The organism is Kaistella palustris DSM 21579 (assembly GCF_000422265.1).
Taxonomy (GTDB): Bacteria; Bacteroidota; Bacteroidia; order Flavobacteriales; family Weeksellaceae; genus Kaistella; species Kaistella palustris.
This window is the reverse complement of record NZ_AULL01000017.1, coordinates 158,178-179,794: the sequence shown is the minus strand read 5'-3', so window position 1 is coordinate 179,794 and position 21,617 is coordinate 158,178. Positions and strand designations below refer to the sequence as shown.

Sequence of the window (21,617 nt, the reverse complement as noted above, 5' to 3'; positions counted from 1 at the left end):
TTTTTATTTCTTTTTATTTTTTAGGACTCGTCGATACACTTGCTACAGCGGTACTTGCGGTAGAATCTGCGGGCGTTGCTGTTGCCGGGGTTGCTGCGGCCGGAACAGTACCACCTTTGAATGCGCTCATTACATAAAGTGCAACTCTCCATCTGTCACCAGGCGTAAGTTGACCAGCGTAGGACCCCATTGAGTTTCGTCCGTGTGTAATTACATAGTGTACAGAACCAATGGTAATATCTCTGTCTTTGTAGTTAGGAACTCCCGCATAAGCGCCGCTTACAACGATTGGTCCCTGACCGTCGCCCGCTGTTCCGTGGCAGGCAGCGCAGGTTTGGTTAAAAACTTTTTTACCGTGTTCGATATCTTTTTTCTCATTCGCAGCGGCAAGTGGGGAATTTACGATAAGTTTGGATTCGTCGTAACCAGCATTATACTGATCAGGTTTCATTCCGGAATTCATCGCTTCATCTGCAATACCGTCTTTATTCTGTGATACAGTACCGTTCACCGGACCTAATCCTGTGGCACCGTTGAGTTTAACAAAAGCAGGTATTTGATTGTCGTGGTTACTGTATGCATCTTCAGCTTTCATCAATGGATCGTAAGCCACAGGGAAATACATATCCGGAAAATAAACCAAAGGTGGATTTCCTTTGCTGCAAGAACTCAGGGAAAATGCTGCAAACCCTAAAACTGCGGTAATTTTTATAATATTATCTTTCATTTTAAGCATCTTTTACAGTTATTTCTTCAACGCCGGTATCGATCAGTATCTGTTTTACAGCATCCAAATTATCGGTAACAAACTCCATCATAAACTTATCATCTGTAGTTCTGGGATCCGGGTTTTGTGGTGGACAGCCGGGATACATCTTGTTTCTTGCCAGAAATGTAAGCGACATCATGTGGGCTGCACAGAAAACCATTAACTCGAACATAGGCACGACGAACGCCGGCATATTGTGTCCCCAGTCAAACGAAGGCTTACCACCAATGTTCTGTGGCCAGTCATGGTTCATGGTATACCACGTAACCAGGATACCGATGGTCAAACCATATACTGCATAAATAAAAGCAGCATCGGAGATCCGGGTTTTGCGTAAACCTAAAGCCTTATCCAGACCATGGACCGGAAACGGAGTATATACTTCGTTGATCGCAATTCCTTTGTCATTAAAAGCGTGTACACCGTTTAACAAATCGTCATCGTCGGCATAAATACCAAATACTTTTTTAGTGGTGCTCATCTTCTTCTTTTGCTTTATAAGTTTCACCTGATATTTTCAAAATAGTCTTGAGTTCTGCCTGTGCAATAACCGGGAAGGTTCTTGCATACAGTAAAAACAGTACTCCAAAAAATCCAATAGTTCCAAGGAACACACCCACATCAATAATGGTAGGCACGAACATGGTCCATGAACTTGGCAGATAATCGCGGGAAATATTGATCACGATGATATCGAACCGCTCAAACCACATCCCGATATTAATCACCAAAGCGATAATAAAGGTAGCAACAATATTTGTTCTTATTTTCTTGAACCAGAACAGGGCTGGAATAATAAGGTTACATGTGATCAGCGCCCAGAATGCCCACCAGTAAGGACCGGTTGCAGCACCTGGTGAAAGGTAGGTGAAATCCTCGAATCTTGAGCCGGAATACCAACCGATGAAATATTCTGTTGCATAAGCTACAGTTACCATACCACCGGTCACGATAATTACGATATTCATGATCTCGATATGATACATGGTAATATAATCTTCTAAATGACATACTTTTCTGGCAACCAAAAGAAGCGTTTGTACCATTGCAAATCCTGAGAAGATCGCTCCTGCCACAAAGTATGGCGGATAGATCGTAGAGTGCCACCCTTTGATCACCGACGTGGCAAAGTCAAAGGATACCGTGGTGTGCACCGAGAATACAAGTGGTGTAGCCAAACCTGCTAATACCAAAGATAATTCTTCGAAACGTTGCCAGTGTTTTGCCTTACCACCCCAACCGAAAGAAAGGAAGGTATAAATTCTTTTTGTCCAAGGCGTTTTTGCGCGGTCGCGGATCATTGCAAAATCCGGAATCAATCCCATAAACCAGAATACACTGGAAACGGAGAAATAAGTTGAAATCGCAAATACGTCCCAAAGCAACGGTGAGTTAAAGTTTGTCCAAAGTGAACCGAACTGGTTTGGTAAAGGGAAAACCCAGTATCCTACCCAAACTCTACCCATGTGGATTACAGGGAAAATAGCTGCCTGAACTACCGCAAAGATCGTCATGGCTTCGGCGGAACGGTTTACAGACATTCTCCATCTTTGTCTAAATAACAAGAGTACCGCAGAGATCAGTGTTCCGGCGTGACCGATACCCACCCACCAAACAAAGTTGGTAATATCCCAGCCCCAGTTGTTGGTTCTGTTGAGTCCCCAGGCACCGATACCGGTTCCGATGGTGTATGCAATACAGCCGAATCCATAAATGAATAATGCCAATGCTATCCAAAAGGCTACCCACCATAATTTCCCTGCCCGTTCCTCAATAGGTCTTGCGATATCATTTGAAATATCGTGATAAGTCTTATGACCAATTATTAAAGGTGTCCTAATCGGAGCTTCGTAATGTCCTGACATTTTTTACCTATTTATTATTTAAACATTATTTTCTTTTCTGTTCCGCACTTTCGTATGATAGAAAACGTTTGGTTTTGTACCAATTTCCTCAAGTAAAGTATATCTTCTGCTGTCGCTGAAAAGTGCTCTCACTTCTGAATTCTTGTCATTCATATCACCAAATTTCAGTGATCCTGTAGAACAAGCATTCACACAAGCTGTAGAAAATTCGCCGTCTTTTACAACTCTGCCTTCTTTCTTAGCTTCCAGAATCGTGTTCTGTGTCATTTGAATACAAAGCGAACATTTCTCCATCACCCCTCTTGTTCTTACAACAACATCAGGATTTAAAACCATTCTTCCTAAATCATTATTTTGATTAAAGTCGAATTTATCATTAAGATTATAAGTGAACCAGTTGAAGCGTCTTACTTTATACGGGCAGTTGTTCGCACAATATCTTGTACCGATACATCTGTTGTATGCCATTTGGTTCTGGCCCTGCTTACCGTGAGATGTAGCTGCCACCGGACACACAGTTTCACAAGGCGCGTGGTTACAGTGCTGACACATCACCGGCTGGAAGATCACATCCGGACTCGCATTTGGCTTAATGAGGATATCGTACATTGACGGAACATTCAGGCCGCCTGCAACAGCTTCTTCCTGAGATAGTTTACCATCTCTGTCCTTGTCATACTCCTCCGGCATTTCCGAGGTGTAGTAACGGTCAATACGCAGCCAGAACATATCTCTGGACATTCTAACTTCCGCTTTACCTACAACAGGAACGTTGTTTTCTGCCTGACACGCGATTACACAGGCACCGCAACCGGTACATGAGTTCAGGTCAACAGAAAGGTTGAAGTGTGGACCATCGGTATCATCAAAAGCATCCCAAAGGTCTATTTTCCCAGCAGGCATCGCACCTCCCAGGGTATGATATTCCAAAGGTTTATTCCAACCTAATTTCTCATCATCAAATTTTACGTTAAGGAAAGTATCCAGTGGAACTTCACGGGCAATCTCGTAACGGCCCATTAAAGTGTTCTGAAGCTGAATTCCCGCAAACTCGTGATCACCACCGGTTTTTTCAACTTTCACGTTGGCTACCGCCAAATTGATCCCGTCAAACAGAGGATATGCATTGATACCTGTAGCTGCTACTTTTCCGGAATCTTTTTTACCGTAACCGAGCGCAAGACCTACAGAACCTTCTGCCTGTCCCGGCTGAATATATACAGGCACTTCTTTTAAAGTAACCCCGTTCACCGTAACATTTACAATAGAACCTCCCAACTGCATTCTTCCGTTGAGATCGTTCTCAAGACCTAATTTTTCAGCATCTTTTGGCGAAACTGTAAGATAATTGTCCCAGGTAAGTCTTGTAATGGGATCCGGTAATTCCTGCAGCCATGGATTATTTGCCTGTGTCCCGTCACCGATTGCAGTATTGGTAAACAATACCAATTCCAGATCGGATCCTTTGAAATTACCAAGTTCGGTCACGGCCTGTTGTGCGTTTCCGCCGGCGTAAGACAGTGTAGCTGTATTTCCTCCGGAAACCACCCCGTTGTAAAGGGCTTTATTGAAAGGTGTTCCACCGGTCAATGTGGCTGCATTGGCTTTCAAATAATCGTAATAGTTATTCGCAGGATCATTTTTGCCATTCATCCAGACTAGCAATGAATCTTCAAGCTGTCTTGATTTGTAGATCTTTTGGATCGTCGGCTGCATCAGCGTGTACATTCCGGTTTGCGGAGTCATATCGCCCCACGATTCCAGCCAGTTGGCCACCGGAATTACAGCTTTCGCCGCTTTGTACATTTCGTTTTTCTTGTCGGAAACTGCCACCACGCAGGTCACTTTCTCCAAAGCTTTGCGGAAGGCTTCCCCTTTGTTGCTGGAATAGATCGGGTTCACATTGTTAGCGATCAAAACGCCAACCTGCCCGGAATTCATCCAACCCAGGAATTCCTGATATCGTGCGCCATCAAACTCTTTCAGGAAGTTTGCTTTTCCTGTAAAGGCATTTGAGGCTAATTTCTGATTGATTAGGTGTGCCAAAACATGCGCACCTTTAGACCCTTCTGCAAAAACAACGGCTTTGCTGCCTTTTGCCTGAAGTTCTTTTACAATAGCGCCCGCCTCCTTGCTGGTTGCGCCACCATTTAATCCGTTGTAAACTTCGACCAAAACCTTATTCACTGCGCTTGGCTTCAACTGCACTCTTGTATCAGCATTAGCCCCGGTCAGCGACATATTGGATTCGATCTGGATATGCCTTAACATATCAGGTCCTGGTTTTCTGGCTGCGGCATAAGATGTTTCGAGCGAAGCACCATTAAAATCACCCAGGAAATCTGCCTGGAAGGAAACCACGAGCTGTGTATTTGCAAGGTCATAAACCGGCAAGGCGCGCTGCCCAAAAACTTCCTGAGCTGCATCTAAAGCTGCTGCACAAGGAACGGCATCATACGTTACAAGTTCTGCGGTCGGATATTTTGTCTTGAAATCTCCAAATAATTTTTTAAAGGTTGGTGAGGCAAATGAATGCGACAGCACCACGATTTTCTTACCAAAATTCTGGGCATCGTTAATGCCTTTGATCACGAAATCATCAACCTTATCGAAAGTTTCATCTTTCCCGTTAAGTTTCGGCTGCTTTACTTTATCGTTATCATACAGAGAAAGTACTGAAGCCTGTGCTCTGGCATTAGTTTTACCAAAGTCTCCGGCAAGCGGATTGGGTTCAATTTTAATTGGTCTGCCCTCTCTGGTTTTAACTAATACACTTGCAAAGTCGAAACCATCAAAATAAGTTGATGCATAATAGTTGGGAATTCCAGGGATGATCTCATGCGGTTTTACGACGTAAGGAATCGTTTTAACAACGGGTGCCTCGCAGGCAGCAAGTGTAACCGCAGCTGTAGAGAATCCCAGTAACTTCAGGAAATCCCTGCGGGAACTTCCGGCTTCACCCGTTGTCTTTTTTACCTGGGTATTATCCACCGGAATCTCATCCTGAAATTCGATTTGCGCAAGCTTAGCGTTTAAGCCCGGATCCTGCAGTTCGTGAATACTTCTGAATTTTATTTTATTTGAAGCCATTGATACTTCTAATTTTTATTATTAATAGTGACATTTACCACATTCCAATCCTCCGATAGACGCTACGGTAACCTTGGTTCCGGAGCCGTACTGTTTTTTCAGTTTCTCGTGCAGATTTTTAAAATACTCTTTATTATAACCGTTGGTCATATCAACTTCTGTAGTTCGGTGACATTCTATACACCAGCCCATTGTGAAATCATTAGCCATTTGCACCACGTTCATGGTATCGATCTGGCCGTGACATGCTTTACAAACCACGTCTATTTTGGCATCAGGGTTTTTCTGGTTAAAAGAGTTGATGATTGCAGTTTCACCCGCTACCACGTGCTGCGCGTGATTGAAGTAAACGAAGTCGGGCATATTGTGAATTCTGGTCCACTGTACAGCCTGGGTTTTCCCGGTATACTGCTGACTTGCCGGATCCCAGCCGGTTGCTGCGTAGATCTTCTGGATTTCTCCGTCGTAGAAGGCTTTGTCTTTTCCTGGCTCCATATATTTACCGTTGTACTCGGAAATATTACGGTGACAGTTCATACAGACATTCATTGAAGGGATTTCCGAGACTTTGCCATATTTCGCAGAAGAGTGACAAAGCTGACAGTCGATCTTGTTTTCGCCTGCGTGTATACGGTGCGAGAAGTAAATGGGCTGCTCAGGCTTATACCCTTTGTATACACCGATCCACATCAGCCAGTTCCATATTCCGTAAGCGGCAAAAATACCGAGAACAACAAGTAAACCTTTACCAATATAATGATACTTGGCATAAATTTCTCCGAACGAACGAGCTCTTGTCTGCTGTAAACCTGCAAGTTCATCGGACTGCTGAAGCTTAACTAACTGACGCAGTTTCAGAAGCAACCACACGAGGAGGCCACCAATTGCAAGCAGTGAAATTAAAATGATTTTCGAATTCATCGATTCGCGCTGAGCTGCCTCAATCGCACCGATTGAATTTGGATCCGGTGCTGCAGCCGCTCCGGCCGCATCTGGTGCTGGCTCCGCTGCCGGCGGATTTGTAGTATACTCTAAAATGTCATCGATGTCCTTATCTGAAAGATTCGGAAACGGTGTCATTTCAACCTTGTTGAACTTTTCGAAAATCTCGTTCGCATACTTATCGCCAGAGGCACGCAGGGATTTATTGTCTTTGATCCACTTATGAAGCCAATCCGTATCCAGATTCGCCTCTTTTTTTACTTTATCCACTACACCACCCAGCGCAGGACCAACAAGCTGTTTGTCTAATGCGTGGCAGGCTGCACAGTTTTGCTTAAAGAGCTTTTCACCGTTCTTCGCATCGCCTTGAGCGTAAATAGAAGCACTGGTCGTGAGCAATAATACTATTGCAAGAAGACTCCTTTTGTAATGCTTTCTCCAACTAATCATTTATAAAATCTTGGGTTAGTAAATTGTACTCGTTTACTTTCAACTTCGCAAAAATAAGACTTTTAACAGAAAATTAAGAGTAGATCAAATGTGCATTCCCTGAATTGGCTTAATTTGTAACTGTTCTAAATAACTGCTGTTGGTATAATTTTTATTTGTTATAAATTTGCTCAAATTAAAAATTGATGAAATATCTGCTGAAAATATTTTCCCTGTTGTCTTTATTTATTATTAATGAAACTGTGGCCCAGACCGTTGTGAAAAACGATACCATTTCCGGCACACCGCTCACCATGATGATGGATAAAAAAGTAGATGAACTGCTCAGCGGTATTGAAGATAAATGCGCTATATCTTACGAAAGCGGTTCCGGTAAATCGTGGGACAGCGATGAGCATTCCTCCCGAAACAACGCGCCCAAAATAGTGGTTCCTGAAAAAGAACTCTCCCGCGCGGAGATCTGCAGAAGGAATCCACGTATCATGGGCTATAAGATTCAGCTGGCGGTGGTAAAAAGCAATGAAGAAGCACGGGAAGTCGGTATGTATTTCCGCAGAAGATTCCCCAACATGAAAGTAGAGATCGATGCTTCCCTGCGGCCGAACTATAAAGTAATGGCCGGCAGTTACGTCAGCAAACAAAGTATCGCACCGGACCTCGCGAAAGTGAAAAGCTATTTCAAATCAGCAATACCTGTCCAGTACCGCGTTTTCTGCGTAGAAGCGAAATAATAAATTATAAAGCAAAACAGTAAAAGCTCCGAAAATTCGGAGCTTTTTGCTTTGCTGAACATTTGAAAAGGAACATTTTCAGATTGGGACCTTTCAAAATTGCCGGTAACCTTATTTTAATCCCAGGCAGTTTAATTCTTTACCAACAGGCGGAATCCCTCGCCGTGTACGTTGATGATCTCCAAACCCGGATCTTCTTTCAACAGTTTTCGGAGCTTCGCGATATATACATCCATGCTTCGGGCCGTAAAATAATTTTCCTTTTTCCATATCTTTCTCAGCGCCAGGTCACGCGGCATAAAATCGTTGCGGTGCATGCAAAGCAGTTTCAGCAGTTCATTTTCCTTAGGCGAAAGTTTATATTCTGTATCGCCCACTTTCAGCTGGCGCAGCATAGAGTCAAAATAAATATTGCTGATCTTGAACTGCTCCTGCTCCTCATCTTCCAGTACCGCACTGCGCTGCAGGATCGCCTTGATCTTGTACAGTAAAAGCTCTGTATCAAATGGTTTGGTGATATAATCATCGGCGCCAAGCTGGTAACCTTTCAGTATATCCTCACGCATATTCCGTGCGGTAAGGAAAATAATCGGCGTATTTTTATCAATTCTTTTTACATCTTCAGCCAGACTGAAACCGTCTTTTTTCGGCATCATCACATCGAAGATACAGATATCGAATTCGTTTTCTGTAAACTCCTTTAAACCCTGCTCACCATCGGTTGCAAGGTTCACCTCAAAATTATTTATGGTTAAATAATCTTTTAACACAGCGCCAAAACTCTGGTCGTCTTCTACTAATAAGATTCTGTTGCTCATAGCTTTTGATTTATAATTTATTTCTGTTTTTCTGTTATTAATGGTTCTCCGCTTATACGCTAAATATCAATCATCACCAGTCAGTCATCCTTTAAACCTCAGCTCATCGGTAATTTAATGGTGAAGATGCTGCCCTTTCCTTTTTGAGATTCTACGATTACCAGACCTTTGTGCAGCTCGATGATTTTCTTCACATAAGAAAGCCCAAGTCCCTGGCCTTTTACATTATGAATGTTTCCTGTTTCCTCGCGGAAGAACTTTTCGAAGATGCGTGTTCTGTTGTCGGTTTCCATGCCAATGCCTTTGTCGGAGATCTCAATAACATACCAGTTTCCTTCATTCCTTGTACTCACTTTGATCTGCGGCGCCTCCGGCGAGTATTTATTGGCATTATCAAGAAGATTTACAATTGCGTTGGAGATATGAAACTCATCAATCTTGAAATTATATCTTTCTGTATTGAATTCCTGAGTCAGCGTTCCGTTCCGTTGCGCCACGATCAGGCCAAATGATTCTGTGATTTCCTTGATCAGCGCTCTCACATCTGTTTCCTTCAGGAAAAGTTTCACTTCATTACGCTCAAGTTTCGACATGTTCAGCACGTTTTCTACCTGCTTTTTCATCCGCAGATTTTCTTGCTTGATCAAACCGGAGTAATATTTTACCTTCTCGGGATTTGTTGCGATCTTATCATTGGCCAGGGAATCGGTAGCCACCGAGATTGTAGCAAGTGGCGTCTTGAATTCGTGTGACATATTATTAATGAAATCCGTCTTTACATCCGCGATCTTTTTCTGCCGCATCATATATTTAATGGAAATGATGTAAATACCAAGAATCGTAAGCAACGACATGAGCGTGCCCAACAGCATACTGTTCTTTACAAGTGAATAGCGCTTTGTAGGAAAAACCACCGCCAATGTGTATAAAGTCCGGTCTTTACTGTCGGTGAACAGCGGATACGTATAATCGTTATCATCTTTTTCCGCGGCAAATGTTCCTTTCACCACATTTGTAATGGCGTTCTTATTATCCATCACCGCAAAACTGAAACCTGTATTTACCCCGTTGAGCCGCAGTTCTTTGGAAAGAATAGAATCGAGGGTTTTTCTGTCGACACGCTTTTCTACAGGCAGGCTGGAGGCACTTAGCTTGGCAAATTCCCGCAGCGCATAGGTATTGTTATTGATGTCCTTGCTCAGCTGCGCAGTTAGAGGTTCCGAGGTGATTTCCTGTTTTTTTATTTTTAAAATCCCCTCGTCGGTATAGAGTTTCGTTAGTTTCAGCGAATCACCGGCGGGTGAAATTGGTATATTTTTATTCTCGACGATGCTTTTCTGAAAGGTGATCGTGTTTTTGGTGCCGGAATCGGAACTTTGCTGTATGTAAGTCTGTGTCGGCTGATTGCTGCTGTCCACCACGTTTCTTGCAAAGTTCTTGTAATATTGGTTTAAATATTTGTCTACCTCAAGCTGCTGCGTTTTCATTGCCGAAGATTCCAGCGCCGAATATACTTTATTTGAAAAATCCTGATTCAGAGCCGAATACAATTCCTTGATCCAGTACAGCTGCAGCGTCACGAACACGATCATCGAAATCGTCATCAATACGGATATGAAAGGAATAAACCTGTTGTTCATTTAAAAATAAGATTTTGAAATGTTAAAATTACTCATATTAACATTATTACAACAAAAAAAGATATATAATATTGTATATAATTTCTTAAAACCTTTTCATTTAACACATTAAATTTAAATCTGTACTTAAAATATGCGGCAGCACGAAGTTTTTAAGAATAAACTTCTACATTTGTTTAAAAGAGTACAATGGATTTTGAAATAATTTTTAATACCGACAACGATGCCGCAAGCATTTATGTAAGAACCGTTTTTCCGGCAGAAGTTGCCAATGTGTGGGCCTATTTCTCCGAGCGTGAAAAGCTGGATCAGTGGTGGGGGCCAAAACCGTGGCATTGCGAAACCCAGGAACTCGAATTCCGTGAAGGTGGTGTTTGGCGGTATGCCATGGTAAGTCCTGCCGGTGAAAAGCATTTTGCAGGTGCAAAATTTCATGAGATCACCACGAACAGAAGTTTTGACCGAACCGATTATTTCTGTGACGTAGATGGACTTGTTGATAAAAATATGTCGGAGCGGAAATGGCTGGTCGGCTTTACCGGAGTGCAGCAGGGAACAAAAGTGACCTTCAACATTCACTTCCAGAATGAAACCGAAATGCAGAAGCTCCTGGAGATGGGCTTCGAAGGTGGTTTTAAAATTGGGCTCCGGCAGTTACACGAAATCTTTTTGCCAAAGAACCCATTAACGAACTAAGAAAATAAGTTTTCATCCATAAAATACTGAATGATCGCTTTCTTCATCAGTATCTGCTGTTCATTAGGTTTCAGCTCGGGGAGTTTTTCAACTTCGCTGAAATGCGGATATCCATCATCGTCATAATGCGAAAACTCGTAGTACCCGAAAGGTTGTAAAAGCCTGCAGACGGCAATGTGCAGTATATTAAGCTTATCATCTTTGGTATATTTTTGCTGGCCGCTGCCCAGTTCCTGCACGCCGATCAGAAAAAGAAGTGTGTCGATCTGCGGATGTTTTTCAGTGTCGAAGTTTTCAACGAAAAATGCTTCAACCTGTGCCCAAAGTTCGGATTCGGATTTATTCTCCATCAATTTTATTTTCTAGTTTCATTAAAAAGGCATATTCCAGTGCGTCTTCTTTCAGGGACTCAAATCTACCGCTCGCGCCGCCGTGTCCGGAAGCCATATCTGTTTTAAAGAGTAACAGATTGTCATCGGTCTTCAGTTCCCGAAGTTTGGCCGTCCATTTTGCAGGTTCCCAATACTGCACCTGAGAATCGTGCAAACCGGTTGTAATCAAAATATTAGGGTAATTTTTTGCTTCTACATTATCGTAAGGCGAATACGATTTCATATAATTGTAATATTTCCTGAATTTGGGATTTCCCCACTCATCAAATTCCCCCGTCGTAAGCGGAATAGTTTCATCGAGCATTGTAGTCACCACATCCACAAACGGTACCTGTGCCACAATTCCGTTGAAAAGTTCTGGTGCCATATTAGCTACCGCGCCCACTAAAAGGCCACCTGCGCTACCGCCCATAGCATACAGACGTTTTTCGGACGTATAATTTTCAGCCACCAGATGTTTAGCCGCATCGATAAAATCGAAAAATGTATTTTTCTTTTGCAACATTCTGCCTTGTTCGTACCACTCGCGTCCAAGATATTCGCCGCCACGTATATGGGCAATGGCATATATGAAACCACGGTCCAGCAACGAAAGTCTCGCATTCGAAAAACTCGCGTCCACCGTGTGGCCGTAACTTCCATAACCATATAACAGTAATGGCGTTTCCGCCGACAGCGGCGTCTCTTTATGGTAAACCAGCGAAATGCAGACCTTTGTTTTACCATCGCGCGAGGGCGCCCAGATCCGTTCGGAAATATAATTTTCCGGCGAAAAATGACCACCTAAAACCTCCTGCTGTTTCAACACAGTGGTCGTTCCGGCAGACATATCGTACTCCAGCGTGGAGTTGGGTTTTGTAAGCGATGTATAGCCGTAGCGCAGCTTATCTGTATTAAATTCCAGATTCAAACCGATGTACGCAGTATAGGTCGGATCTGCGAACTGCAGATAATGGGCTGTTTGCTGTATATTATCAATGACCTTGATCTGTAGCAAACCTTCGGTACGTTCTTCGAGAACCAGGTAATTATTAAAAATTTCAAAACCTTCCAGAAGTGTTTCTTCCCGGTGTGGGATCAGCTCTTCCCAATATTCAATTCCCGGTGTGGCAACAGGCGTTTTTACGATTTTAAAATTCGTGGCCTCATCTGCATTTGTAATAATGTAAAAATCATTCTGATAATGTTCTACCGCATATTCCAGATCATCAGTCCTTGGCTGGATGATTTTCCAGGGCGCCAGAACATTGTCGGAAGGTATAAATCTGTGCTCGTCGGAATTGGTACTTGAGCTGGCAATGAAAATGTATTCTAAAGATTTTGTTTTAAATACATTGACATCGAAGGTTTCATCTTCCTCATGGAAAACCAGGACGTCCTGTGAAGAATCCGTTCCCAACTGATGCATGTATACCTGGAAAGCGCGCAGACTTTCATCTTTCCGGATATAGAAAATATGTTCATTGTCATTGGCCCAGACCGCTTTACCCGTGGTATTGGGGATCTGGTCCTGCAAAAGTTCACCGCTCTCCAGATTCCTGAATTTCAATGTATAGATCCTGCGCCCGATGTTGTCGGCAGAATAACTCATGAGCCTGTTGTTTGGCGACACCGCGACACTGCCCACTTCGAAAAATTTCTGCCCTTCGGCAAGTGTATTTACGTCAAGAAGGATTTCTTCGTCATTTTCCAGAGTCGCAAATTTCCGGCTGAAGATGGGATATTCCTTTCCTGTTTCGAAGCGTACGATATACCAGTATTCATTAAAAAAATAAGGCAGACTTTCATCGTCTTCTTTATATCGCGCCTTCATCTCCTCAAAAAGTTCTTCCTGAAAGGTTTCGGTATCACGCATTACAAAGTCGCAGTAGGCGTTTTCTTCCTCCAGGTATTTTGTGACTTCGGGGTTTTCGCGCTCCCGCATCCAGAAATACGCGTCGAGTCGCTTATCGCCGTGAGTTTCAAGAATTGTTTCTTCTTTTTTTGCCTGAGGAATTTTCATTTTTTTTCGAAGTGATTTATAAGAACCGGCTCCCACATTGGTCAGGAAGCGGCAAAAGTAAAGTAATTAAAAAATAAAACCATCTTTTCCGGGGAGAAAGACGGTTTTATGAAACTGTGTGCCAAAGTTTTATTTCTCCAGATTTCTGATATATTTCTCGATAGCCAAAGTCATCGAGGGTGTTTCCTTACTTGGAGCCATTACATCAACCCGCAGTCCGGCATCAATTGCAGCCTGCTCTGTGGTCGTTCCAAATACCGCGATTTTGGTTCCGTCCTGCTTGAAGTCGGCAAAATTCTGGCCCAGCGAGCGGATTCCCTGCGGACTGAAAAATACCAGCATATCATAATCATCAACTTTTACATCGCTCAGATCACTGCAAACCGTACGGTACATTGTGGCTCTGGTCCAATCGATGGACACGGTTTCCAGAACCTTCTGAATATCGGGACTTAATACATCGGCTGCCGGTAACAGATATTTTTCTGAAGGGAATTTCTTGAAAAGCGGCAACAGATCAGAGAATGTTTTCTCACCAAAAGAAATTTTTCTTTTTCGGTAAATAATATGTTTCTGCAGATAGTTTGCAACAGCCTCTGACTGGCAGATATAACGCATGGAATCGGGAACTGCAAAACGCATTTCCTCGGCCAGCCGGAAATAATGATCAACCGCATTTTTGCTGGTGAAAATTATACCTGTAAACTGGGAAAGATCGATTTTTTGAGTCCGGAGTTCCTTGGCATCTACACCCTCAACATGAATGAAGGGTTTAAAATCGATTTTTATTTTTTCCTTTCGTGCCATCTCCAGATAAGGCGATGATTCGTTGGGAGCCGGTTGCGAAACCAGGATAGATTTGATTTTCATTTTCATCATTATTTTTAGAAAAACAATAGTCTCCACAGTACCAGTACAGGTACTATTTGGAGGGTGCAAATATACAAAATTTTATAATACCATTTTGGCGGCAAAATGTCGGCAGGATGCAAAATATAGAAGATTAACTTGAATAAAAATACCGCCGAAATACCTGCGAGATAATAACCGAACATTTCGGTGGCAGAGAAATTATAGAAGTATTTAAATATACATAAAGCCATTAAAACAACTGAAAAAACAAAGTAGAGTTTAGAGGCTGAAAAGTAAAATTTTTCCCACTTTTTCAAGGCACCGGTTCCGGCGAAAAACAAATAAGTCAGCGCATTTTTAAGAAGATAAAACGCGGCAACTGCCAGAAAAGAAAAACCAAACTTATTCAGCTGATAACCGAAAAGCTGTACATCGGTTATTTGCCTGGGAACCAAAGGGACAGACTGCGAAACAAAGGTGGAGAAAACAAGCGTAAAAACCAGCCCAATGATAAGCCAGCTCAGGAAGTTATTGGTGGAATCAGGAAACTTCTGCATCAGAAACTCCCGGAAAGAAGAATCGCGCTGCAGCGAAACCAACATAAAAATGTAAAGGAAAATGCAGCCGGTAATAATATAAATTACCCAATCATTTTGCTGTGTGATTCTTACCAAATTGATATTTTTTGCAAAAATACGCATAAAATTGTAATATGATTTGCGATATCGTAAATAATTGGCAGCATCGCACTTCGCAGCTTTATTATGAAGTCTGATTAATGTGGGAAAAGTTTATCTTTGCCACTTAATTTCACAGATGAAGAAACTCGTCATCATACCAACGTATAACGAAAAAGAAAATATTGCAAATATTATTTCCACCGTATTTTCTTTGGACCAGGATTTCGACATCCTTATTGTCGATGATTCTTCGCCGGACGGCACTTCAGAAATTGTAAAAAACCTCCAGAATTTCTACCCACAGCGTTTGTTCCTGAACATCCGCAAAGTGAAAGACGGTTTGGGACAGGCATATATACACGGTTTTAAATGGGCATTAAACCAGAATTACGGTTATATATTTGAGATGGATGCGGATTTTTCTCACAATCCAAAAGATCTGAACAAACTCTATGAAGCCTGCCAAAATGCAGATATGGCGATCGGTTCGCGCTACTCCAAAGGCGTGAATGTGGTGAACTGGCCGATGGGCAGAGTTTTACTTTCCTATTTCGCCTCACGCTATGTGCGCGCGATCCTGGGAATTCCCATTCACGACACAACGGCGGGATTTGTCTGCTTCAAAAGAAAAGTGCTCGAAGAGATTGGCCTCGACAATATAAAACTGAAAGGCTACGGATTTCAGATCGAAATGAAATTCCGCGCTTTCAGGAAAGGTTTTAAGATTGTAGAAGTTCCTATTGTTTTCACAAACCGCGAACTTGGCGAAAGTAAGATGAATGGCGGCATCATACACGAAGCCGTTTTCGGTGTTTTAAATTTGAAATGGAAATCACTGCTTGGCAAACTATGAAAAAGTATTTGTTTCTTATTCTTTCATTATTAATGAGCTGCACGGAACTGATTGATCCACCGAAAAATCTGGTTCCGAAAAAAACCATGTCCGAACTTGTTGCGCAGTTTGCCCTGAACGACCAGATCAATAATTACATTCCCAATACGAATATTGAAAACGCCACACGAACAGTCCTGAAACAGAAAAAAGTAAGTCCAACGGATTTTACAGAAAGTTATAAATATTATACCGCATCCGGCGAGCTAGATGCGATTCTTACTGACGCGCAGAAGATTATTTTAGATAAAGATCCTGCAGCCAAAGCATACATCGAGAAAAAACTTAAAGAAAACCAGAACGTACCCACGTTTGCACGATAAAATTATGTCTCCATTTTTCGAAATCAACTCAAAATCAACCGGTAAAGCACGAACCGGAATCATCACTACAGACCACGGAACTATACAAACACCGATCTTCATGCCCGTGGGTACGGTAGCTTCGGTAAAAACGGTACACCAGCGCGAACTGAAAGATGACATTAAAGCTCAGATCATTTTAGGAAATACCTATCATTTAAATCTTCGGCCTACAATGGATATCATGCAGGCTGCGGGCGGTTTACATAAATTCATGAACTGGGACCTGCCTATCCTCACAGATTCGGGCGGTTATCAGGTCTTTTCTTTATCAAAATCCAGAAAGCTGAATGAAGAAGGGGTGAAATTCAAATCCCACATCGACGGAAGCACACACTTTATCTCGCCTGAAAGATCCATGGAAATACAGCGGCAGATCGGTGCAGATATTTTTATGGCTTTTGATGAATGCACGCCTTATCCATGTGAATATAATCTGGCCAAAGACTCGATGGAAATGACGCACCGCTGGTTAAAAAGATGCATTAAATGGACAAACGAAAACGCGGAGATCTACGGTCACCGCCAACACCTCTTTCCTATTGTTCAGGGTTCTACTTATTCCGACCTGCGGAAAATTTCTGCGGAATTTATTTCTGAGCAGGGTGCCGACGGAAACGCAATTGGTGGACTTTCTGTAGGTGAACCCGAAGAAGAAATGTACAGAATCACAGACATTGTAACTGATATTCTGCCGCTGGATAAACCCCGCTATTTAATGGGCGTAGGAACTCCGTGGAATATCCTGGAAAGTATAGGTCTGGGAATCGACATGATGGATTGTGTGTTGCCGACCAGAAATGCAAGAAATGCCATGCTTTTTACCTGGAACGGCGTGATGAACATGAAAAACGAAAAGTGGAAAAACGATTTTTCTCCTTTGGATGAATTGGGAACAAGCTTTGTAGATTCAGCCTATTCCAAAGCGTATGTGCGCCATTTGTTCGTGGCTAAAGAATACCTCTCCAAGCAGATCGCCTCTGTTCATAACCTGGCGTTTTATCTGGAACTGGTGCGCGTGGCGAGAATGCATATTGAAGCCGGTGATTTTTACGAATGGAAAGATTCGGTTATTCCTGTGCTGAAACAAAGACTGTAAACCAAAGACGTCTAAATGAAAATAATAGATTTATACATCATCAAAAAATACCTCGGGACTTTCGGGTTTATGCTTGGGCTGTTAACTATTATTGTACTCGTGATCGATGTTCAGGCAAAAGCTCCCCGAATTGAGTCGAACGGATTTACAGTGAGCGAATTCCTGGTTAATTTCTACCCTTACTGGATCATCAACCTGGTCATTACCTTCATGTCCATCCTGGTTTTTATTTCGGTTATCTTTTTCACCTCGAGAATTGCCAATAATACAGAGATCGTGGCCATCATCAGTTCGGGCGCGAGCTTTCACCGGTTTGCAAGACCTTACCTTATTACTTCAACGTTTATCGCAGTCATCGCGCTTCTGTTAAATCACTATGTTCTGCCGCTGGCGAATATCAAGAAAAACGAGCTCGAACCTTATACGTACAGCGCAGTAAACCGTGAAGAGTTCACTGGCAATTCCGAAGTTTCCACACAACTTTCGAAAACCGAGTATATATTCATTAAAAGTTACAATAAAAAAGACAAACGCGGTTCGGGCTTTATCTATCAGAAATATGATGACAAGCGCAAACTTCTGCACCAGATCAACGCCACCGATTTTTACTGGGAAAAAGAAAAACAGCAGTTTGTGCTGAACAATTATCTGGAAAAAACCATCAATAAAAATGATACCGAGAAACTCACCAACGGCAGTATCATGAACAAGCGTTTCGGTCACCCGCCCGAAGAGCTGTTTCCCGATGTGTTGCTGGGTCAAAACAAAACCACACCAGATCTCATTAACTTCATCAATCAGGAAAAGGAAAAGGGAAATGCCGACCTTAACAATTATCTGAATGAACTGCATCAGCGCACCTCAATGCCGGTTTCGGTGATCATCCTCACCTTCCTGGGACTTTCGCTGTCATCACAAAAAAAACGCGGTGGTTTGGGTTTAAATCTGGCGTTGGGTATTGCACTGGCGTTCGTTTTCGTTTTTTCCTTTGAAGTTTTAAAAGTGGTTTCTGCGAACAAAACGCTCAGTCCGCTTTTCGCCATGTGGCTGCCAAACCTTATTTTCGGCCCGGTCGCATTTTACCTTTATTTTAAAAGAGCCAATCAGTAAAGAAGTTCAATTTCTTTGTGATAAAATTTCTGCAGACCATCGTTTTCCAAATCCACCCAGAGGAAACCTTCGGCATCTACCTTTTTTATAATGCCATTTTGTCGCACATCACTAATTTCAAAAACTGAAATCACATCCTTGCGGAAAAGATGGTTATTGAGGTTTTTTAAAACTTCGGAGCCCGAAATTTCCTTTAGAATAAATCCCTGCAAGTAAGAATGCAGCCGGCGCGCTATATCCTCCGGTTCAAACCGGACACCTGTCTGAGTCAATAATGAACCGCCTTTAGGCAGGTCTTTGAAATCATTTTGCAGGATATTAATTCCAATTCCTACAATAAAGTAAGAAAATCCGCCTACATTTTTTTTCTCAAGAAGAAGACCTGCGATTTTTTTTCCTTTCAGAATGAGATCGTTTGGCCACTTGATCTCGCAGCGTTGTTGGGTCATTCTGTCAAGAAAATCAGCCACTGCGGCAGCGGTATGAAAATTGAATAAATGAGATGGTAATTTAATGACCTCTGAACGCACTGCAAAGGTGAAAGCAAGATTTAAACCTTCCGGAGACTGCCAGGAATTACCGTACTGTCCCTTTCCTTTTTTTTGGTTAAAGGTGTATACGGCACAAAATTCAGATTCGGAAGCTGAGAGAAAATGCAGGATCTCGTCATTTGTGGAGGTGCATTCTTTCAGATAAATAAGTGGGAACATTTTAGGCAAACTTTAAGACTTGTGTGCGCTAAATTGGGAATAAATTAAATAAAAAAACAATAAATTTGCAGATTATACAAAAATTTTAATGAATAAAACTACAGAAAAGCAGTTACTTATCGATAAGATCGTAGAAGCGATACAAGATACTAAAGGGGAAGATATACTTATTTTTGATTTGTCAACCATCGAAAATTCCGTCGCAGAAACGTTTATCATCTGCAGTGGAAATTCAAATACACAGGTTTCCGCAATTTCCGGGAACATCCAGAAAAAAGTCCGGAACGAATTACAGGATCGTCCGTGGCATGTAGAAGGGAATGAAAATAACCTTTGGGTGCTTTTGGATTACGTATCTGTCGTGGTTCACGTTTTCCAAAAAGAAACCCGCGGATTCTACGAAATCGAAGAACTTTGGGGCGATGCCAAAATCACCAAAATAGAAAATTTAAACTGACATAAATTTGACGGGAAAAGTTTTTCGTCAAAATTTTTATAAATAATAATAATGAATAACAATAAAGGTTTTAACTGGTTTTTCCCAATCATGATCGTGGTGGTTTTCCTGTTCTTCTTCTCGAATATGAGTGGCAGTGGCGACACCAACACGCTGGATGAAGAGGGCTTCTATGAACTCATGCAGCAGGGGAAAGTACAGAACGTTCTTATATATAAAGACACCGAAAAGGCTGATGTTTTCTTAACTAAAGCAGCAAAAGATGAAATGGCTGCGAAACAGAAGCCAAAAGAAAAAGGTCCCTTCGATTCGTTTAATTTTAAGCCACAGCCCGATTATAACTTAAGCTTCGGCGATCTGCAGCTTTTCCTGGAAAAGTTCGACAAGATCAAACAGGAGAACCCGGCTATAGCCACTAAAAAAGATTACGGCGTGGGCAAAAACCCAATGACGGAACTGCTGTTTACCGCGCTTTTCTGGATCGGAATTATGGCGCTCTTCTATTTCGTGATTTTCCGCAAGATGATGGGCGGCGGCGGCGGTGGTCCCGGCGGCCAGATCTTTTCCATCGGTAAATCACGCGCAAAACTCTTCGACGAAAAAGAAAAAGTGCAGGTTACCTTCAAAGATGTTGCCGGCCTGGAAGGTGCCAAAGAAGAAGTGCAGGAAGTAGTAGATTTCCTGAAAAATTCAGATAAATACACCAAACTCGGCGGTAAAATCCCCAAAGGAGTCCTGCTCGTAGGACCTCCGGGAACAGGGAAAACACTTTTGGCCAAAGCCGTTGCCGGCGAAGCTAAAGTTCCTTTCTTCTCACTATCCGGCTCAGACTTCGTAGAGATGTTTGTAGGTGTGGGAGCCTCCAGAGTGCGGGATCTTTTCGCCCAGGCAAAGCTGAAATCTCCCGCGATAATTTTTATTGATGAGATCGATGCAATCGGTAGAGCGCGTGGTAAAGGAAATTTTACCGGCGGTAATGATGAAAGGGAAAATACATTGAACCAACTGTTAACAGAAATGGACGGTTTCGGTACCGATACCAATGTCATCATTCTGGCAGCGACAAACAGAGCAGATATCCTCGATAAAGCTTTGATGCGCGCCGGGCGTTTTGACCGCTCAATTTATGTCGACCTGCCGGAACTCCACGAAAGAAAAGAAATATTTGATGTTCATCTTGCGAAAATAAAACTGGCAGACAATATCGACAGGGAGTTCCTGGCGAAACAGACGCCGGGTTTCAGCGGTGCCGATATTGCGAATGTCTGTAACGAAGCTGCGCTGATTGCTGCAAGAAACAGCCATGAAGCTGTGGAAAAACAGGATTTTCTTGACGCGGTTGACCGGATCATTGGCGGTCTCGAAAAGAAAAACAAAGCCATTAAACCTTCAGAAAAAAGAAGAGTTGCTTACCATGAAGCAGGTCACGCTACGATCAGCTGGCTGGTAGAACATGCAGCGCCTTTGCTTAAAGTGACCATTGTACCGAGAGGCCGCTCCTTGGGTGCAGCATGGTATCTTCCTGAAGAAAGACAGCTCACTACCACCGAACAGATGTATGATGAAATTTGTGCAACCCTGGGCGGAAGAGCGGCTGAGCAAACCATCTTTGGAAATATATCCACGGGCGCGCTTTCGGATCTCGAAAGGGTGACCAAGCAGGCTCAGGCCATGGTAACCATTTACGGTCTTAATGACAAAATCGGGAACATATCTTATTACGACAGTTCCGGCCAGTCAGAATACAGTTTTGGAAAACCCTATTCTGATCAAACTGCGAAAATGATCGACGAGGAGATTTCAAAAATAATCGAAGCGCAATATCAACGCGCCTTGCATATTCTCTCGACCAATAAAGACAAACTCGACGCACTGGCAACGAAACTGCTGGAGAAAGAAGTTATCTTCCGCGAGGATCTGGAAGAAGTTTTCGGTGTAAGAGCCTGGGATCCTGAACTCACGGAACATCCGGTCTCCAACACGCATGCAGAAACTCCTGAAAATCCAGAAGATATTATCGCGCCGGAGTCTAACACCCAACTCTAAAAAAACATCCTGAT

At 42.6% G+C, this 21,617-nt stretch carries 20 protein-coding genes; 8 read left to right on the top strand and 12 right to left on the bottom strand.

Going from position 1 to position 21,617, the window contains the following annotated elements; all coding sequences use genetic code 11:
• Positions 1–13 precede the first annotated feature (13 nt).
• Genes H562_RS0107720 through H562_RS0107700 form a run of 5 tightly spaced genes read right to left on the bottom strand, consistent with a single transcriptional unit; the run spans position 14 to position 7,116 of the window.
• Positions 14–736 (bottom strand): c-type cytochrome, encoded by a 723-nt coding sequence (locus tag H562_RS0107720; protein ID WP_027376980.1) that lies wholly within the window; start codon positions 734–736, stop codon positions 14–16.
• On the bottom strand, positions 729–1,250 hold the full coding sequence (locus tag H562_RS0107715; RefSeq protein ID WP_027376979.1) for a DUF3341 domain-containing protein: 522 nt from the start codon (positions 1,248–1,250) through the stop codon (positions 729–731). Before H562_RS0107715 ends, H562_RS0107720 begins: the two co-directional genes overlap by 8 nt.
• Entirely contained in the window at positions 1,237–2,634 is a 1,398-nt protein-coding gene (nrfD, locus tag H562_RS0107710) for an NrfD/PsrC family molybdoenzyme membrane anchor subunit (RefSeq protein ID WP_027376978.1), read from the bottom strand. The genes H562_RS0107715 and nrfD overlap by 14 nt, the downstream gene beginning before the upstream one ends.
• Before the next feature lie 18 nt (positions 2,635–2,652).
• Positions 2,653–5,724, bottom strand: coding sequence for a TAT-variant-translocated molybdopterin oxidoreductase (locus H562_RS0107705; protein ID WP_027376977.1), 3,072 nt, complete (start codon positions 5,722–5,724; stop codon positions 2,653–2,655).
• A 21-nt stretch (positions 5,725–5,745) separates the two neighbouring features.
• Positions 5,746–7,116: a c-type cytochrome gene (locus H562_RS0107700; protein WP_027376976.1), complete on the bottom strand. Its 1,371-nt coding sequence runs from the start codon at positions 7,114–7,116 to the stop codon at positions 5,746–5,748.
• Between the two features lie 185 nt (positions 7,117–7,301).
• On the opposite strand from H562_RS0107700, the gene H562_RS0107695 reads away from it, so the two are divergent.
• A complete protein-coding gene (locus H562_RS0107695; protein ID WP_027376975.1) occupies positions 7,302–7,847 on the top strand; it encodes a hypothetical protein in 546 nt (181 codons plus the stop codon).
• A gap of 131 nt (positions 7,848–7,978) precedes the next feature.
• Here the strand turns inward: H562_RS0107695 and H562_RS0107690 are convergent, their stop codons facing one another.
• Positions 7,979–8,665: a response regulator transcription factor gene (locus tag H562_RS0107690; RefSeq protein WP_027376974.1), complete on the bottom strand. Its 687-nt coding sequence runs from the start codon at positions 8,663–8,665 to the stop codon at positions 7,979–7,981.
• Positions 8,666–8,763: 98 nt separating this feature from the next.
• Positions 8,764–10,305, bottom strand: a complete 1,542-nt coding sequence (locus tag H562_RS0107685) for a sensor histidine kinase (RefSeq protein WP_027376973.1) — start codon at positions 10,303–10,305, stop codon at positions 8,764–8,766.
• Between the two features lie 189 nt (positions 10,306–10,494).
• On the opposite strand from H562_RS0107685, the gene H562_RS0107680 reads away from it, so the two are divergent.
• Positions 10,495–11,001 carry an SRPBCC family protein gene (locus H562_RS0107680; RefSeq protein WP_027376972.1) on the top strand — a complete coding sequence of 169 codons (507 nt, stop codon included), beginning with the start codon at positions 10,495–10,497 and terminating at the stop codon, positions 10,999–11,001.
• On the opposite strand, the gene H562_RS0107675 is transcribed toward H562_RS0107680, so the two are convergent.
• The 4 genes from H562_RS0107675 to H562_RS0107660 form a co-directional block, all read right to left on the bottom strand.
• Positions 10,998–11,351 (bottom strand): hypothetical protein, encoded by a 354-nt coding sequence (locus tag H562_RS0107675; protein ID WP_027376971.1) that lies wholly within the window; start codon positions 11,349–11,351, stop codon positions 10,998–11,000. The two genes, H562_RS0107680 and H562_RS0107675, sit on opposite strands and share 4 nt — an antisense overlap.
• Entirely contained in the window at positions 11,341–13,395 is a 2,055-nt protein-coding gene (locus H562_RS0107670; protein ID WP_027376970.1) for a S9 family peptidase, read from the bottom strand. The genes H562_RS0107675 and H562_RS0107670 overlap by 11 nt, the downstream gene beginning before the upstream one ends.
• A 129-nt stretch (positions 13,396–13,524) precedes the next feature.
• Positions 13,525–14,265, bottom strand: coding sequence for a uroporphyrinogen-III synthase (locus H562_RS0107665; protein WP_027376969.1), 741 nt, complete (start codon positions 14,263–14,265; stop codon positions 13,525–13,527).
• A 14-nt stretch (positions 14,266–14,279) separates the two neighbouring features.
• Positions 14,280–14,921 (bottom strand): DUF4271 domain-containing protein, encoded by a 642-nt coding sequence (locus tag H562_RS0107660; protein WP_233701983.1) that lies wholly within the window; start codon positions 14,919–14,921, stop codon positions 14,280–14,282.
• Between the two features lie 142 nt (positions 14,922–15,063).
• Here H562_RS0107660 and H562_RS0107655 point away from each other — a divergent pair, with 142 nt between their 5' ends.
• From H562_RS0107655 to H562_RS0107640, 4 genes are read left to right on the top strand one after another with little or no spacing between them, the layout of a single operon-like run.
• Positions 15,064–15,780: a polyprenol monophosphomannose synthase gene (locus H562_RS0107655; protein ID WP_027376967.1), complete on the top strand. Its 717-nt coding sequence runs from the start codon at positions 15,064–15,066 to the stop codon at positions 15,778–15,780.
• Complete coding sequence (locus H562_RS0107650; protein ID WP_027376966.1) at positions 15,777–16,142, top strand: DUF4296 domain-containing protein; 366 nt, start codon at positions 15,777–15,779, stop codon at positions 16,140–16,142. The genes H562_RS0107655 and H562_RS0107650 overlap by 4 nt, the downstream gene beginning before the upstream one ends.
• Before the next feature lie 4 nt (positions 16,143–16,146).
• Complete coding sequence (tgt, locus tag H562_RS0107645) at positions 16,147–17,280, top strand: tRNA guanosine(34) transglycosylase Tgt (protein WP_027376965.1); 1,134 nt, start codon at positions 16,147–16,149, stop codon at positions 17,278–17,280.
• A 15-nt stretch (positions 17,281–17,295) separates the two neighbouring features.
• A complete protein-coding gene (locus H562_RS0107640; RefSeq protein ID WP_027376964.1) occupies positions 17,296–18,390 on the top strand; it encodes an LptF/LptG family permease in 1,095 nt (364 codons plus the stop codon).
• Here H562_RS0107640 and H562_RS0107635 read toward each other — a convergent pair.
• A complete protein-coding gene (locus tag H562_RS0107635) occupies positions 18,384–19,100 on the bottom strand; it encodes a biotin--[acetyl-CoA-carboxylase] ligase (protein WP_027376963.1) in 717 nt (238 codons plus the stop codon). The two genes, H562_RS0107640 and H562_RS0107635, sit on opposite strands and share 7 nt — an antisense overlap.
• Before the next feature lie 88 nt (positions 19,101–19,188).
• On the opposite strand from H562_RS0107635, the gene rsfS reads away from it, so the two are divergent.
• Positions 19,189–19,557: a ribosome silencing factor gene (gene rsfS, locus H562_RS0107630; protein ID WP_027376962.1), complete on the top strand. Its 369-nt coding sequence runs from the start codon at positions 19,189–19,191 to the stop codon at positions 19,555–19,557.
• Between the two features lie 51 nt (positions 19,558–19,608).
• On the top strand, positions 19,609–21,603 hold the full coding sequence (gene ftsH / locus H562_RS0107625) for an ATP-dependent zinc metalloprotease FtsH (RefSeq protein ID WP_027376961.1): 1,995 nt from the start codon (positions 19,609–19,611) through the stop codon (positions 21,601–21,603).
• Positions 21,604–21,617 lie beyond the last annotated feature (14 nt).

Excerpts from the sequence above, each read along its gene's own strand:
- H562_RS0107720 (WP_027376980.1), bottom strand. The coding sequence starts at position 736 with ATGCTTAAAATGAAAGATAATATTATAAAAATTACCGCAGTTTTAGGG.
- H562_RS0107715 (WP_027376979.1), bottom strand. The coding sequence starts at position 1,250 with ATGAGCACCACTAAAAAAGTATTTGGTATTTATGCCGACGATGACGAT.
- nrfD (WP_027376978.1), bottom strand. The coding sequence starts at position 2,634 with ATGTCAGGACATTACGAAGCTCCGATTAGGACACCTTTAATAATTGGT.
- H562_RS0107705 (WP_027376977.1), bottom strand. The coding sequence starts at position 5,724 with ATGGCTTCAAATAAAATAAAATTCAGAAGTATTCACGAACTGCAGGAT.
- H562_RS0107700 (WP_027376976.1), bottom strand. The coding sequence starts at position 7,116 with ATGATTAGTTGGAGAAAGCATTACAAAAGGAGTCTTCTTGCAATAGTA.
- H562_RS0107695 (WP_027376975.1), top strand. The coding sequence starts at position 7,302 with ATGAAATATCTGCTGAAAATATTTTCCCTGTTGTCTTTATTTATTATT.
- H562_RS0107690 (WP_027376974.1), bottom strand. The coding sequence starts at position 8,665 with ATGAGCAACAGAATCTTATTAGTAGAAGACGACCAGAGTTTTGGCGCT.
- H562_RS0107685 (WP_027376973.1), bottom strand. The coding sequence starts at position 10,305 with ATGAACAACAGGTTTATTCCTTTCATATCCGTATTGATGACGATTTCG.
- H562_RS0107680 (WP_027376972.1), top strand. The coding sequence starts at position 10,495 with ATGGATTTTGAAATAATTTTTAATACCGACAACGATGCCGCAAGCATT.
- H562_RS0107675 (WP_027376971.1), bottom strand. The coding sequence starts at position 11,351 with ATGGAGAATAAATCCGAATCCGAACTTTGGGCACAGGTTGAAGCATTT.
- H562_RS0107670 (WP_027376970.1), bottom strand. The coding sequence starts at position 13,395 with ATGAAAATTCCTCAGGCAAAAAAAGAAGAAACAATTCTTGAAACTCAC.
- H562_RS0107665 (WP_027376969.1), bottom strand. The coding sequence starts at position 14,265 with ATGAAAATCAAATCTATCCTGGTTTCGCAACCGGCTCCCAACGAATCA.
- H562_RS0107655 (WP_027376967.1), top strand. The coding sequence starts at position 15,064 with ATGAAGAAACTCGTCATCATACCAACGTATAACGAAAAAGAAAATATT.
- H562_RS0107650 (WP_027376966.1), top strand. The coding sequence starts at position 15,777 with ATGAAAAAGTATTTGTTTCTTATTCTTTCATTATTAATGAGCTGCACG.
- tgt (WP_027376965.1), top strand. The coding sequence starts at position 16,147 with ATGTCTCCATTTTTCGAAATCAACTCAAAATCAACCGGTAAAGCACGA.
- H562_RS0107640 (WP_027376964.1), top strand. The coding sequence starts at position 17,296 with ATGAAAATAATAGATTTATACATCATCAAAAAATACCTCGGGACTTTC.
- H562_RS0107635 (WP_027376963.1), bottom strand. The coding sequence starts at position 19,100 with ATGTTCCCACTTATTTATCTGAAAGAATGCACCTCCACAAATGACGAG.
- rsfS (WP_027376962.1), top strand. The coding sequence starts at position 19,189 with ATGAATAAAACTACAGAAAAGCAGTTACTTATCGATAAGATCGTAGAA.
- ftsH (WP_027376961.1), top strand. The coding sequence starts at position 19,609 with ATGAATAACAATAAAGGTTTTAACTGGTTTTTCCCAATCATGATCGTG.